12 protein-coding genes are annotated in these 14,023 nt (G+C 69.9%); 9 read left to right on the top strand and 3 right to left on the bottom strand.

Annotated features, from left to right (window positions below; translation table 11 throughout):
- Window positions 1-143 precede the first annotated feature (143 nt).
- Complete coding sequence (locus ACWD3C_RS07390) at window positions 144-1,247, top strand: LacI family DNA-binding transcriptional regulator (protein WP_451141048.1); 1,104 nt, start codon at window positions 144-146, stop codon at window positions 1,245-1,247.
- Between the two features lie 303 nt (window positions 1,248-1,550).
- Here the strand turns inward: ACWD3C_RS07390 and ACWD3C_RS07385 are convergent, their stop codons facing one another.
- The 3 genes from ACWD3C_RS07385 to ACWD3C_RS07375 form a co-directional block, all read right to left on the bottom strand.
- The gene (locus ACWD3C_RS07385; RefSeq protein ID WP_451141046.1) at window positions 1,551-3,566 is read right to left on the bottom strand and encodes a DUF2264 domain-containing protein; all 2,016 of its coding nucleotides are present in this window, start codon (window positions 3,564-3,566) and stop codon (window positions 1,551-1,553) included.
- 108 nt (window positions 3,567-3,674) lie between these two features.
- Window positions 3,675-4,961 (bottom strand): NAD(P)/FAD-dependent oxidoreductase, encoded by a 1,287-nt coding sequence (locus ACWD3C_RS07380; RefSeq protein ID WP_451141044.1) that lies wholly within the window; start codon window positions 4,959-4,961, stop codon window positions 3,675-3,677.
- Between the two features lie 41 nt (window positions 4,962-5,002).
- Complete coding sequence (locus ACWD3C_RS07375) at window positions 5,003-5,923, bottom strand: ornithine cyclodeaminase family protein (RefSeq protein ID WP_451141042.1); 921 nt, start codon at window positions 5,921-5,923, stop codon at window positions 5,003-5,005.
- Between the two features lie 136 nt (window positions 5,924-6,059).
- Here ACWD3C_RS07375 and ACWD3C_RS07370 point away from each other — a divergent pair, with 136 nt between their 5' ends.
- The 8 genes from ACWD3C_RS07370 (at window position 6,060) to ACWD3C_RS07335 (ending at window position 13,585) form a co-directional block, all read left to right on the top strand.
- Window positions 6,060-6,752 (top strand): GntR family transcriptional regulator, encoded by a 693-nt coding sequence (locus tag ACWD3C_RS07370; protein ID WP_451141040.1) that lies wholly within the window; start codon window positions 6,060-6,062, stop codon window positions 6,750-6,752.
- 475 nt (window positions 6,753-7,227) lie between these two features.
- Complete coding sequence (locus ACWD3C_RS07365; RefSeq protein WP_451141038.1) at window positions 7,228-8,751, top strand: sodium-dependent transporter; 1,524 nt, start codon at window positions 7,228-7,230, stop codon at window positions 8,749-8,751.
- 3 nt (window positions 8,752-8,754) lie between these two features.
- On the top strand, window positions 8,755-8,886 hold the full coding sequence (locus ACWD3C_RS07360; protein ID WP_451141036.1) for a hypothetical protein: 132 nt from the start codon (window positions 8,755-8,757) through the stop codon (window positions 8,884-8,886).
- 342 nt (window positions 8,887-9,228) lie between these two features.
- On the top strand, window positions 9,229-9,993 hold the full coding sequence (locus tag ACWD3C_RS07355) for an amino acid ABC transporter ATP-binding protein (protein WP_451141034.1): 765 nt from the start codon (window positions 9,229-9,231) through the stop codon (window positions 9,991-9,993).
- Complete coding sequence (locus tag ACWD3C_RS07350) at window positions 9,983-10,627, top strand: amino acid ABC transporter permease (RefSeq protein WP_451141032.1); 645 nt, start codon at window positions 9,983-9,985, stop codon at window positions 10,625-10,627. Before ACWD3C_RS07355 ends, ACWD3C_RS07350 begins: the two co-directional genes overlap by 11 nt.
- Window positions 10,624-11,277, top strand: coding sequence for an amino acid ABC transporter permease (locus ACWD3C_RS07345; RefSeq protein ID WP_451141030.1), 654 nt, complete (start codon window positions 10,624-10,626; stop codon window positions 11,275-11,277). The genes ACWD3C_RS07350 and ACWD3C_RS07345 overlap by 4 nt, the downstream gene beginning before the upstream one ends.
- A 224-nt stretch (window positions 11,278-11,501) precedes the next feature.
- A complete protein-coding gene (locus ACWD3C_RS07340; RefSeq protein WP_451141028.1) occupies window positions 11,502-12,356 on the top strand; it encodes a substrate-binding periplasmic protein in 855 nt (284 codons plus the stop codon).
- A gap of 74 nt (window positions 12,357-12,430) precedes the next feature.
- Window positions 12,431-13,585 carry a mandelate racemase/muconate lactonizing enzyme family protein gene (locus ACWD3C_RS07335; RefSeq protein ID WP_451141026.1) on the top strand — a complete coding sequence of 385 codons (1,155 nt, stop codon included), beginning with the start codon at window positions 12,431-12,433 and terminating at the stop codon, window positions 13,583-13,585.
- Window positions 13,586-14,023: the final 438 nt, after the last annotated feature.

Genomic DNA, 14,023 nt, shown 5'->3' with positions numbered 1-14,023 from the left:
CGGAACGTGCCGACCAGCGGCTCGTTTTGGCCGAAACGCGCTGGAACAGGAATAGTGGTCACCGGCACAGATTCACTACGCCTCGAACACGAACGAAACAAAACGTTCACAGTCGAACAGGGCGTCTTGCTGAGAGGGCGCACATGACCGAAGACCGGCCCTTCGCTCTGCAGCGCAGGGAACGGCTCATGGACGAGCTGCGTCGGCACGGCGCCGTGCGCGTCCGCGACCTCGCTCAGCTGCTCGGAGTCAGCGAACTGACCGTACGGCGCGACATCAACGCCCTGGCCGCCCGCGGCCTGCTCACCAAGGTGCACGGGGGCGCCACACTGCCGACGGATCTCGCCCCGGCCCCGGCGCGCCGGTCCCGCCCCGCCGCGGCGCCTCTGACGATCGGCATGGTCGTGCCGTCCCTGGACTACTACTGGCCGCAGGTCGTCAGCGGCGCCCGCGCGGCCGCCGCCGCACTCGGTGTCCAGTTCCAACTGCGCGGCTCCAGCTACGACCAGGCCGAGGACCGCCGCCAGATCGGCCGGCTGATCGAGGCCAAGCAGGTGCAGGGGCTGCTGCTGGCCCCCAACCTCGACGGCGAGGGCGTCGACGAGATGATCGACTGGATCGGCAACCTTCCGGTGCCGACCATCCTGGTGGAACGGCAGATCCCCTACTGGACACCGACTCCGCGCCAGCTGGAATGGGTACGCAGCGATCACGCGCTCGGCCTGGAGATGGCCGTACGCCACCTCCACGAGCACGGGCACCGCCGGATCGGGCTGGTGCTGGCCAAGGGCAGCCCGACCTCGGCCCACCTCGCCCAGGGCTGGCTCAAGGCATGCGCGGAACTCGACCTGCCCAACGATTTCGTGGTCCGGCAGGGCGTGGCTCTCTACGAGCCGGGCCACCGGCAGAACATCGAGGACATCCTGGACGGGTGCCGCAGGTCCAGGATCACCGCACTGATCGTGCACAGCGATCCTGACGCCATCTCCATCGCCCAGTACCTCACCGAGCAGGGGGTCGCGATCCCCGACGACATCGCGCTGATCGGCTACGACGACGAGGTCGCCCATCTCGCGCAGCCGGCGATCACGGCCGTCCGTCCACCCAAGGCCCGCGTCGGCCGGACCGCGGTCGAGATGATGGTCGCAAGGCTCATGGAGGGCAAGCGCCGCCCGGGGCAGCGCGTGCTCGTCCTGCCGGAGCTGATCCTGCGCGACTCGTCGGTCAAGAGGGCGCAGTCGCTGTGACGCCGTGACAGGCCGCGGCCGGAGGCTGGCCGGTCGGCCGCGAGGAAGGCGTCGGGAGAGGTGCCCCGTGCGTGTCTGCCCGCTGCGGTCACGGTGGAATTCGCTGGGGTTGCGCGGGCAGGCCGGTCTGGTCACGGGCCGTCGGGGGGATGGCGGGCAGGTCGATCTCGATCGTGTGGCCGCCCCGCCGTGACAGGCCGCGGCCGGAGGCTGCCCGGTCGGCCGCGGGAGAGGTGCCCCGCGCGTGTCTGCCGCCGCGGCCACGGCGGAACTCGCCGGGGCCGCGCGGGCAGGCGGGCCCGGTCACCGGGCCGTCGGGGGGACGGCGGGCAGGCCGACCTCGGTGGTGTGGCCGTCCGGCCAGGTGAGTACGGCCCGGTGGCCGCTGTCGGGACCGGGGTGAACGGCCAGGGCGGGGGCGGGCGCGTCCGGGCCGCCCCGGTCGAGGAGCACCACGGCGGCGAGGACGTCGCCGTACGGAACGCCGTCCGTGGCCAGCCACGGCGTCGCGGTGCGGGCGCCGAGGGCGCTGTCGTCCTTCCCGGTGGCGACTCCGCCATGGTGCAGCCCTCGCAGTCCGCGCAGTCGGGACCGCAGGGACGCGGTGCGTGCCTCGGCGTACGGGCTGCCCGAGTCGTGGGTGCCCGACCGGGTCCGGGGCAGGAGGCCGTCGGCCACCGGCCAGCCGCCGATGCGCACCGAGCGCCAGGCGGGGTCCGGTTGCGCGGGCGGGGCATCGACTTGCGTGGGTGGGGCGTCGACCCGGACCAGGCGGACCTCCGTCCCCGCCCGCAGCACCGAGGCGACGGTGACCACCGGACCGGGCGTCGTCGGGCCCTTCCGGCCGGAGCCGTGGTCGGGTGAGTCGTCGGCGCCGGTGTCGACCCAGCGCACCGGCCCCCGGGAGGCAGCGGCGAGCACCCCGCGGGGGAGCTCGCGGGCGAACAGGGTCTCGAACCCGCTGCGGTGACTGGCCCGGCCGGTGTCGTCGAGCACGACGACCGTGTTGTCGACCGGGTCCGCCGTCGACGCGGAGGACAGGGGCGGGACGGTGGCGGTGGAGTAGCCGAGCCGCGCGTACAGCGGTGAGTCCGCACATCGGTCGCCCGGGTGCGCGTGGTCGGTGCCGTGGTTGAGCACCACCGCGATGCCGTCGCTGCGCCGCGCGCCGACCAGCCAGCCGGGAGCGGCGATCACCCGCGAGACGTCCCCGGTCTCCACCGGCAGCGGCAGTTCCGGCACCGTCCAGACCGGGTGGTCCTCGGGCAGCATCAGGCCGAGCATGCCCTTGACCGCCCAGTACGGGGACCCGGGTCCGGAGTAGGACTGCCGCATGGCCGGCCAGGCGGCGTGCCAGCCGAGGTTGAGCAGTCCGTCCCGGTCGGGGGCACCATGGTCGGTGAAGTGCCGGACGATGCCGCCGGCCACCCGGCGCACCAGTCCGGGCGGCTGTCCACCGGCCCCGGTGACCGCGCCGACCCAGAAGGGCGCCGCAGCGGCGAAGCGGTACGTCAGGCTGCGCCCCTGCAGCAGCGGCGAACCGTCGGCGCCGACCAGCCGTACCGCGTCGTCGAGGTACCGTGCGAGGTCCTCGGCCCACACCTCGCGCAGCGCCGGCGGACACAAGGTGCCGTTGACGTCGAACAGGTGGGTCCACAGCAGCGGGTACAGGTGCAGCGCCCAGCCGGTGTAGTGGTCGTAGGCCCGTTCCTGCCCGTCGCTCAGCCAGCCGCCGGGCCGGCGCAGCGCGGCGTGGACGGCGAGATCCTCCTCGATGTCCCCGGCCGACCACGGCCCGCCGACCTCACGAAGGAACGACTCGACGACGATCCTGAACCAGACCCAGTTGATCGGCGGGTACGGCTGCCCGACGACCGTCCCCAGCCAGGCGGTGATCCGCTCACGCACTCCGTCGTCGAGCCGGTCCCACAGCCAGGGCCTGGTCAGCTGGAGCACCAGGGCGATGCTGGCGGCCTCGACCTTGGCCTGGCCGAGTTCGTCCGGGCGGGGCCATGCCTCCGGCGAGTTCGGGTCCGTGCCCGCGGCCAGACCCTCGGCGTACCGCCCCAGCAGGCCCGTGGGATCCGCGCCCCGTTGCCCCGCGACGCGGAAACCGGCGAGCAGGAAGGTGCGGGCGAAGCCCTCCAGGCCGTCGGACACCGGGCCGTTGCGGCTCGCCGGGCCGGGCAGGTCGATCCGGGCCCCGGCGGGGGAGCGGTACGGGCCGACAGCCGTGAGCATCCGGTCGGCGAGATCGGTCCAGTGCTGCCTGGTCCATCCGGTGTACGGCGACAGGACCCGGTCCTCGCTGGGCGACATGACTTCCTCCGTGACGTGCGGGGATTGCCACCTCATCCGTGACTCGGTTCGCAGTCAACGATTCAGATCGCACTCGATCACAAACGAACTCGACCGAACGGGTCCGAATCAACCGTCTGCTGTGGCCCGCCCACGCCGTGAGACGAAGCGCTGTGGAGAGAAGGGGCGGGCCGTGCGGGCCGTGTCGGCTCGCTGTCGGCCTCCGGCGACCTCCGCGGCGATGACGTCCGCGGTCACCGGCGCGAGGGTGACCCCGAGCATGCTGTGACCGCTCGCGACCAGCACGTTGTCCTTGCCCGGCAGCGGCCCGACGACCGGCAGCCCGTCGGGCGTCATCGGACGCAGCCCCGTCCAGCCCTGCGGCTCGGTCTCCAGGGGGAAGCCCGGCAGGTAGGTGTGGGCGGAGTGGGCGATGCCCCGGAGCCGATGCGGATCGATGGTCGCGTCGGAGCTGCCGAACTCCATCGTTCCGGCGAACCGGAGCCGGTCCGACAGGGGTGTGACGGCGACCTTCGCCTCGCCGAGATACACCGAGTGCCGCAGTGTCACCGAGCCGCTGGTGTCGTCGAACCCGTATCCCTTGCCCGGCTGGATGGGCAGAGGCTGTCCGGCCAGCCGCGACAGCCGGCCGGTGTGCACTCCGGCCGCGAGGACGAACAGGTCGCCGTGGACCTCCACGCCCCCGGCGAGCACCGAGGCCACCGTGCGGCCCCGGGACCGGATGTCGGTGACCCGGCTGTCGCGCAGGAACCGGACGCCGAGTTCCCGGCAGCGGTCCTCCAGGCCCCTGACCAGGCTCGCGGGGTCCACGTGTCGTTCCTGCGGGCAGCGCAGGCCGGTCAGCTCCTGCTTGCCGAGAGCCGGTTCCAGGTCCCGGAGTTCATCGCCCGAGAGGGGGACGGCGGTGTGGCCGATCCGCTCCATGGGGGCCGCCGCCGACCGGTATCCGTCCATGGCCTGCCGGGTGGTGAAGACCAGGAGCTGGCCCGTGCGGTGCTGCTCGAAGCGCACGCCGTCCTTCTCGTACTCGTCGAACAACTGCATCGTGCGTTCGTTGAGGGAGGTGAGCGCCTCGGTGCCGTGCTCGAAGTCCCGGGGATTGCAGTGGCGCAGCATGCCGAGCATGAAGCGCACGTGCTCGGGACGGGGGGAGGGGCGGACGTACAGGGGGCTGTCCTTGCGGGCCATCCACCGCAGGGCCTTTCCGACCATCCCGGGTGCGGGCACGGGAGTCGACATGATCGGAACGATCCACCCGGCGTTGTGGGCGGAGGCTCCGGCCGCCCCGTCGGGTGCCGCGTCCACGACGGTGACGGCGAGGCCGTCCTGTGCGAGCCGGTGGGCGGTGGCCAGTCCGATCACGCCCGCACCGACGATCACTGCGCTGTCTGTCATCGTTGTCCTTCCGCGGATCGCAGACCGGTTTTCCCGCCGGGTCAGGGGAGGAGCTTGTCGGCCAGGAGGCGGGCGATGGCCCAGTCCTGTACGGCGACGCCGACGGACTTGAACACGGTCCGCTTGCCGTAGTCGGCGTCGGGGGCGGTCAGCGCGGTGCCCAGCTCGGTGAGGGCGTCCCTGGTGATGGCGCCGGCTTCGAGGGCGTGGATGATCTCGCCGGACTCCTCCAGGATCGCGTCGAGTTCGTCGACGACGACGGTGCTGTCGGCGAGCAGCTCGTCGGGCAGCTCGCGCATGGTGGGGCGGTACGCGCCGATGGCGTTGACGTGTACCCGCGCGGGAAGCGCCGAGTCCGGGAAGAGCGGGCTGGTCGCGTTGGTCGCACAGCAGACGATCTCGGCCGTACGGACGGCGGCCTCCGCGTCGGTCGCGGTGAGAAGTTCCACGCCCGGAAGCTCGGGTTCCAGTGCCCCGACGAGGGCCTGTGCGCGGCTCAGGTCGGCGTCCACCACGGTCAGCCGGCGCAGGGGCCGGACCGCGTGGACGGCGCGGACCTGGTCGGGGGCCTGTCCACCGGCGCCGATCAGGGTGAGCCGGCCGGCCTCGGGAGGGGCGAGGAGGTCGGTGGCGACGCCGACGACCGCACCGGTGCGCAGGGCGGTCACCGCTCCGGCGTCGGCGACCAGGTGGTCCAGGCGGCCGGTCTCGCTCCAGACCACGGTGCCCGCGATGGCGGGCTTGCGCTCGAAGTTCACGCTCAGCGTCTTGAACATGGCGGACGCGGTCGACCGGTGATGAGCCGACATCACCAGGAACTGCCCGTCCCGGAGCGCGGTGCGGGTGGGCATCTCGAACTCCCCGCCGGCGAGATCGACGAAGCCGCGTCGTACGGCCTCGATCGCCTCGTTCATCGTCACGGCCTCGCGGATCTCACGCTCACCGACAGTGATCGTCTTCATGGCACCCCACTTCGTTGAATACGCCTTCCTCCAACGCCTCTTACGGGAGGAAAGCCTCGGTAAGGTATTACACCTTACGTCTTGCGGCAAGGAGTCCAGCTCGTACGGCCCAGGTGTTCCGTGTTATGCATAGGGCATGACTACCTCTCGGCCGGCGGCAGCGCTTGAGCGCGGCACGCAGCTCAAGTCGGTCAGCCTCCGCCAGCAGGCGCGGGAGGCGCTGCGCACCCGGATCGTGCTGGGGCAGATCGAACCCGGACAGGTCGAGAGCGTCATCAACGTGGCCTCCGAACTGGGAGTCTCCATCACGCCGGTCCGCGAGGCCGTCATGGATCTGGCCAATCTCGGCATGGTGGAGATCATCCGCAACCGGGGTTTCAGGGTTCCGGTGCTCACCGACCACGACCTCGAAGAGATCTTCCGCCTGCGCACGATGCTGGAGGTCCCGGCCATGGTCGAGCTCGCCGAGCGCGCCGACCGGGCGCCCGTGGCCGGGTTCCGGCAGCTCGCCGAGCAGCTCACCGACTCCGCGCGCGAGGGAGACCTCGTCCCCTTCCTGGACCTGGACCGCCAGTTCCACCTCGGCATGCTGGAACTGCTGGGCAACCGCCGCCTCGTGGCGATGGTCGGCCAGCTGCGCGACCAGGCACGTATGGAAGGCCTGCAGAAGCTGGCCGACCAGGGTGAGCTGACCCAGTCCGGCGAGGAGCACATCGCCATCGTGGAGGCCATCACCGCGGGTGACGCGGAGCTGACCGCGGAACTCATGCGCAAGCACCTCACCCACAGCCGCGGCATCTGGGCCGGCCGGACGGAAGGCAACGCCTGACACCGCCGGGAGCCGGTCGGGGAGCCCCGCTCGGCCGGTGAATCGGATGCGGACGGCCTTGCTCGTGGTGGCCAGGGGTGTCGGCCGATGATGGCAGAAACCGTGCGTCCGGTCCGGACTCCGCTGCCCGATTCGGCCGAGCGACAGAGTCGGCCCGACGGGCGAGCCGGTCCAGGAAGCCGGTGAGGGTCTGCGCGGTGAAGGCGCCCCCGTGACCGGTGAGGTCGTCGCCGGGTCCGAGCGTTCCACGGCCTGCGGCGGTGCCCCCCTGACGTGAACGGATGCGGGCTCCGGCAGCCGGGAGGAGTATTCCTGCACGGCTCTTGCGCCCATGCAGGTGAGGTGTAATACATTACCCGCCACGCGTTAAGGAACACGAGCTGTTCCCGGCGTCGCGGGGAGGGCGACCACGAGGTGCGGCGCTGACCTGCCAGGGCGCGGTAGTCCCAACCGGCTGAACGGAGTGAAGCTGATCATGGCGCGTCAGACATCCGGCGCGAAGCGAGAGGTGTTTTCCAGCCGCTTCGCGTTCGTGGCCGCCGCCATCGGGATGGCGGTGGGTACCGGCAACATTTGGCGATTCCCCCGCGACGTCGGAGCGGGCGGTGGCGGCGTGTTCATCATCGCCCTCGTGCTCGCCAACCTGGTCTGGGCAGTCCCGCTGCTGATGGCGGAATCGCTGCTCGGGTCCCGCAGCAGACTCGGCACCATCGGTGCGTTCCGTGAGTTCATGGGCCGCAGATTCGCCTGGATGGGCGGATTCATGGCCGTGGTCACGATCGGCATCCTCTTCTATTACACGGTGATCTGCGGCTGGGCGATCCGCTACTTCGTCTACGCGGTGAGCGGCAAGTTCTCCTCGGGCTCCGGCAGGGAGCAGACACAGCAACTCTGGGACGGCTTCATCGCGAGTCCGGCGCAGACGATCCTGTTCCACGTGATCGCGGCCTTCCTCGTCGGTTTCGTGGTGATCCGCGGCCTGAGGGGCGGTCTGGAGGCCGTTCTCAAGTTCACCGTGCCCGCGCTGTTCGTCATCCTGGTGCTGCTCGCGGTCCGTGCCATGACCCTGTCCGGGGCCGGCGAGGGGCTGCGCTACCTGTTCGTGCCCGACTGGAGCCGGATGCTCGACGGTGAGATGTGGCTCGGCGCGTTCGTGCAGATGGCCTTCTCCACCGGTGCCGGCTGGGGTCTCTACCTGACCTACTCGGTGTACATGCGCAAGAAGGAGGACTTCGCGCTCAACGCGGGCATCGTGGTCGCGGGTAACCATCTGGCCTCGCTGCTTGCCGGGATCGCGGTCATCTGCACGGTCTTCGCGGTGCAGTCGCCGCAGTACGCGCAGGAGGCGGTCTCCGCCGGCGACCAGGGCCTGATGTTCGTCTACCTTGCCGCGCTCTTCGGCCAGCTGCCGGGTGGCACCTGGTTCTTCGCGCCGCTGTTCTTCCTCGTGCTCGTGCTCGCCGGCCTGTCCAGCCTGATTTCCATGATGGAACTCGCCGTGCGCAACGTGATCGACTTCGGTATCAAGCGCAAGACGGCCGTTACGGCGATCGTCCTCGTCACGCTCGTCGGGGGCATCCCGTCCGCGCTCAACCTGGACGTCCTGACCAACCAGGACAACGTCTGGGGCGTCGGGCTGCTGATCAGCGGGCTGTTCGCGGCCATCGCCATGATGCGCTACGGCCTGGAGCGCGCCCGCCGCACACTCGACCTCGCGAGCGACTTCAAGGTCGGTGCGTGGTGGAAGGTGCTGATCGGACTGTTCCCGCTGATGTTCGCCACGGTGTTCGGCTGGTTCATGTACCTCTCCGTCACCGATGACTCGCAGACCTGGTACGACCCGTTCCAGACGTTCAGCATCGGCACCATGGTGCTCCAGTGGACGGTCCTCCTGGTCGTGATGCTGCTGCTCAACAACCTGTTCGCGCGGAGGATCGGCCGCGGCGCAACGGCCACCGACGACGAACAGTCGCCCGCTCATCAGGGAGAGGAGGTCTGACCCATGGATGCGGAAACCCTGATCTGGACGCTGATTCTCTTCGGCGGGACCGTGCTGGCCGTGGTCTGGCTGAGCTACGCCGCGTGGCGCAAGGACAAGGCGAAGGCCGACGGTATCGAGCAGAACACCGAGTGAGCCGACCCGGACCTCCCCGGGCACGAAGTCGGCCCGGATGTCCGTGAGTTCGGCTATCAGTACGGCGCTCCCCTCCTGCCTCCCCTCCGGAGGGGAGCGCCAGGCTGCCTTGTGGGGCGGCCTGACCGCAGACCCTGAGTGCTTCCTTCGGCGTCTGCGGGGATGGTCACGGAGCGTATCCGTGATCTGCGGATTTGGGCTCTTGACAGTCGCTGGCGAGCCCCTAATGCTCGGTGAGGTATTACACCTCAGGCCTGATATAGGTCGGCCTGTCCGCCTAGCCCGCACACAGTGCCGGGCCGGCCGCCGGTCAACGGATGGCCCACATCGGAGATAAGAACCTTGGCAAGCAAGAAGAAGGTCATCGAACTCGACGATGTCGTGAAGAAGTTCGGTGACCACACCGTGGTCGACCATGTGTCGATGTCCGTGGCCCAGGGCGAGGTCGCCGCCATCATCGGGCCGAGCGGCGCAGGGAAGAGCACGCTGCTGCGCTGCGTCAACCTGCTCGAACGGCCCGACAGCGGCACCATCGCCGTCGCCGGCACGAGCATCGACGCGGGCAGCCAGATCAAGTCCAAGGACCTCGCGAAGCTGCGCAGTGTCGTCGGCATGGTCTTCCAGTCGTTCAACCTCTTCCCGCACCTGACCGTGCTGCGCAACATCACCCTCCCCCAGGAGCAGGTGCTCGGCCGCAGCCCGGCACAGGCCCGCGAACGCGGTCTCGCGCTGCTGGAGCGCGTGGGGCTCGCGGACAAGGCCGACCAGTACCCGAACCGCTGCTCAGGAGGCCAGCAGCAGCGCATCGCCATCGCGCGCGCCCTGGCACTCGACCCCGAGGTGATGCTCTTCGACGAGCCCACCTCCGCCCTCGACCCCGAGCTGGGCCTTGAGGTGCTGACGGTGATGCGGGAACTCGCCGACGACGGCATGACCATGGTCGTGGTCACCCACGAGATGGAGTTCGCCCGCGACGTCTCCGACCACCTCGTCGTGATGGCCGACGGGGCCGTCATCGAAGAGGGCAAGCCGGCCGACATCTTCGCGGCACCCTCGCACGCGCGGACCCGGCAGTTCCTCAGGGCGGTGGACCGCGATGGGGTCTGATCTGGTTCTCACCGTGCTCAGGGGCGTGCCGACGACGCTGCTGCTGACCGGCGCGAGTCTCGGGATCGGCATCGTGGGCGGCCTCCCGTTCGTCGCGGCCCGCGTCTCGGACCGAAAGCTGCTCCGCTTCCTGTCCCGTTCCGTGATCGAGGTCTTCCGGGGCATCCCACCACTGGTGTGGCTGTTCATCATCTACTTCGGCCTGGGCACCACACTGCCCTGGATCGAGCCGCTGGAGGCGTCGATCATCGGCATGGGACTGATCTCCTGCGCCTACATGGCCGAGATCTACCGCGGCGGGCTCGCCGCGGTGCACCACGGCCAGTGGGAGGCCGGCAGGGCCCTGGGCATGAGCAGCCTGGCGATCGTCCGCAAGATCATCGCCCCGCAGGTCTTCCGTATCTCCGTGCCCGCGACGGCCAACTACGGCATCGGCCTGTTCAAGGATTCGTCGATCGCCTTCACCCTCGGGGTCACCGACATCCTCTACTTCGCGAACCAGCAGTCGCGCACGACCGGTGACGCGATCAAGCCGTTCCTGGTCGCGGCCGTCCTCTACATCGTCCTGTCGGCGGTCAGCGCGGCGCTGTCCCGCTCCCTCGACAAGCGCCTGCAGCGAAGGGTGGCCCGATGAGCTTCCTCACCGACTGGACGGATGCCTTCCCCCAGCTCCTGGACGGGCTCAAGATCAGCGCCCAGCTGGTCGCGGGCAGTCTCGCCCTCGGCATGCCGCTGGGGCTCCTGCTGGCACTCGGCTCGGCGTCGCGCATCGTGCCGCTGCGCTACCTGGTCATCGCGCTCGTGGAGATCGGACGCGGCACACCGGCCCTGGTGATGCTGCAGATCGTCTACTTCGGCCTGCCCGAGCAGGGACTGTCACTGAGCTCCTTCGTCTCCGCGACCCTCGCCCTCGCCCTGACGACCGGCGCCTACGCGAGCGAGATCATCCGTGGCGGCCTGCAGTCCGTTCCGCAGGGCCAGCTGGAAGCGGCGGACGCCCTCGGCATGAGCCGACTGCGCACCCTGCGCTTCATCGTGGTCCCCCAGGGACTGCGCGTCGCCATCCCCGCTCTCATGGGCCTGTCCATCCTGATCTTCCAGGCCACCTCGCTCGCTTACTCGATCGCGGTCCCGGAACTGCTGGCAGCCGCCTACTCGTACGGCTCCTCCACGTTCAAGTACCTGACCGTCCTCTCCCTCGCGGGCCTCATGTACCTCTCCATCACCATCCCCGCCAGCTGGCTCTCCGAGCGCGTCGAGCGCCGCCTCGCCCGGCATGTCTGAGAACCCCGAAGCGCCGGCTGCCGTCGGCCGGGCCCGCGCAAGGGCGGACACGCGCCGCCGGCGGGCGGCGTATCCACGATTACCCGCGGCACGGCGCCTTCGGCCGCGCTGAACGCGATCAGCGGCCCGGCCTTTCACTGATCGACACAACCGGAGCCTCACCCCCGACGCCGGGACAGGAACGCGAAGCCGTTCACCCGGACACAGAAACACCAGGGAGAAACATGAACATCAAGTTCCCCGCAGCCATGGCCGCCGTCACGCTCCTGTCCGTGGCCACGCTCTCGGCCTGTGGAGGCGAATCCTCCACGGCGGCGGCCGTCAGCGACGACTGCACGCCCAAGCACGAGTTCAAGACGATGAAAGCCGGCACTCTCTCCGTGGTGAGCTTCGACATCCCGCCGTTCACCAAGGTCGAGGGGAACGACCTCAAGGGCGTCGACGGGGACATCCTCAAGGCGATCGCCAAGATGGAATGCCTCACCCTCTCCGTCAAGGCCGCCGGCGCCGCCGCCGTCATTCCGACCGCGCAGGCCGGACGGGCCGATCTGGCGGCCGGAGACTGGTACCGCACCGCCGAGCGGGCGAAGGTGCTCGACCTGTCCGACCCGCTCTACCTCGACGACATGGCGCTCGTGTCGGAGGAGGGCGTGTCGGCCATCCCGGACCTCAAGTCCAAGGGATTCACGGTCGGGACGGTGGAGGGCTACCTGTGGGTCGCCGACCTCAAGGACTACCTCGGCAGCAAGCTGAAGACGTACCCCTCAGGCGTGAACTGCTACCAGGACCTTCAGGCCGGCCGCGTCGACGTGTGCGTCGACGCCTATGGCGCCGCCGTGTACACGACCAAGGGGAAGGACCTGAAGGTCGAGAAGGCCGAGCCCTTCGACAAGGTCGCCGCTTCCGTCGAGGCCGCCCAGTCCACCTTCCCGATGCCCAAGGGGCACGAGGACATGCTGAAGGCCATCAACGAGGACATCGCGGAACTGCGCAGCAGCGGCGAACTCGCGAAGATCCTGACCGACAACGGCCTGGAGGCCTCCGCGGCCGAGGTCGGTGACCCGCGCCTGATCGGCTGACCAGAAACTCCGGACGCGGGGTCCGGTAGGACAGCCGGAGAGGCGACGACCTCTCCGGCTGTCGCCCTCCCGGCATGACACACATCCATGCGAAGAGGCACATCCACGCGAAGAGAAGGGGTGACGGGATGAAGGTGGTCGGCATCGACTGCTTCGGCTACAACCTGCGCTACGCCCACGGCGAGTACGTCATGTCGGGCGGCCGAGCGGCGACGTCCGAGATCGGCACGCTGGTCCGCCTGCGCACCGACGAGGGGCTTGAGGGGTGGGGTGAGATCACGCCTCTCGGCAACCGGTACCTGCCCACCCACTGGGCCGAGGTACGCGCGGCTCTGCACACGATGGCCCCGGCGCTCCTCGGCCAGGACCCGACCAACGTGTCCGCGATCCGCCGCACCCTGGACGGCGTCCTCCTCGGCGGCGGCTACGCCAAGGCCGCCATCGACGTCGCCTGCTGGGACCTGCTCGGCAAGGCCTGCGGGAAGCCGGTCGCCGCTCTGCTCGGCGGTGTGCTGCAGCAGGACTTCCCGCTCTACGAGGCGGTTCCCCTGACGTCTGCCGAGGAGATGGCCGACTTCGTGGTCCGCCGTGAAGAGGCCGGCATCAAGCGCTTCCAGCTCAAGGTCGGCAACGATCCCCTGGAGGACGCCGGCCGCACGCGCGCCGTCGTGGCCGCGGCCGCGCCCGACACCCTGGTGGTGGCCGACTCGAACGGCGGCTGGAACCTGCGAGCGGCCCAGATCGCCGTGCGGGCCATGGCCGACCTTCCGGTGTTCATCGAGCAGCCCTGCCGCGAGACCGACGACTGCGTCTTCGCGATGCGCCACTCCAGCCTGCCGCTGGTGCTCGACGAGTCCATCCTCACCGCGACCGATGTCTTCCGCGCCAAGTCCGACGCGGGAGCCGTGTCCATCAACATCAAGATCAGCCGGGTGGGAGGGCTGACCCAGGCGGCACGCATGCGCGACCTCATGCAGGACCTCGACCTGATGGTCTCCGTCGAGGACACCTGGGGCGGCGACATCGTCAGCGCGGCAGTGAGCCATCTGGCGGCGAGCACCAAGCCGGAGAACTTCCAGAACGCCTCGTTCATGAACGACTGGACCGACGGACACGTCGCCGGACACCAGCCGCGCTCCCGGCACGGGCGCGGTGCGGCGCCGACCGGCCCCGGTCTGGGCATCACCGTGCGGACCGACGGACTTGAGTCCGTTTTCCACATCGCCTGACGCTCTGGGGAGGCAGAGCTGCTCGACCCGCTCGGTGAGGGCACCGGACCGCGGCCGCCACTCGGAAAGCCGGTTTCCGGTCCACCGCTGTGGCGGTGCGTCGGCCCGCCCGGCTGCGAGGCGGGCCGGATGCCGCGTCGCGCTATCAGGGCTGCTGGCTGCGGAAGAAGCTCTCGAAGAACGCGGCCTGCGCCGGTTCGGCGACCTGGATGGGCCGCCAGGCGTCACCGAGCTCCATGGCGGTCGGCGTGCGGCCCAGGAGGGAGCCCAGGTGGGCAGACCGGAGCCGTTCGGGTCGCCGTGCGTGTGCATGACAGTGTGACACTCGGCGGCCACCCTGCAGTGCCCGCACGCGTGATCCACGACGGCGGCGCCACGCTTTTTCTCCGGGCGGCCCGTGAGGCTGTTCATCGGCGGGGTCTGTCAGCTGAGCCAGAC

This window comes from Streptomyces sp. NPDC002845 (assembly GCF_053591955.1).
The sequence above is the reverse complement of the archived record's forward strand: the minus strand, read 5'-3'. Positions and strand labels throughout refer to the sequence as shown.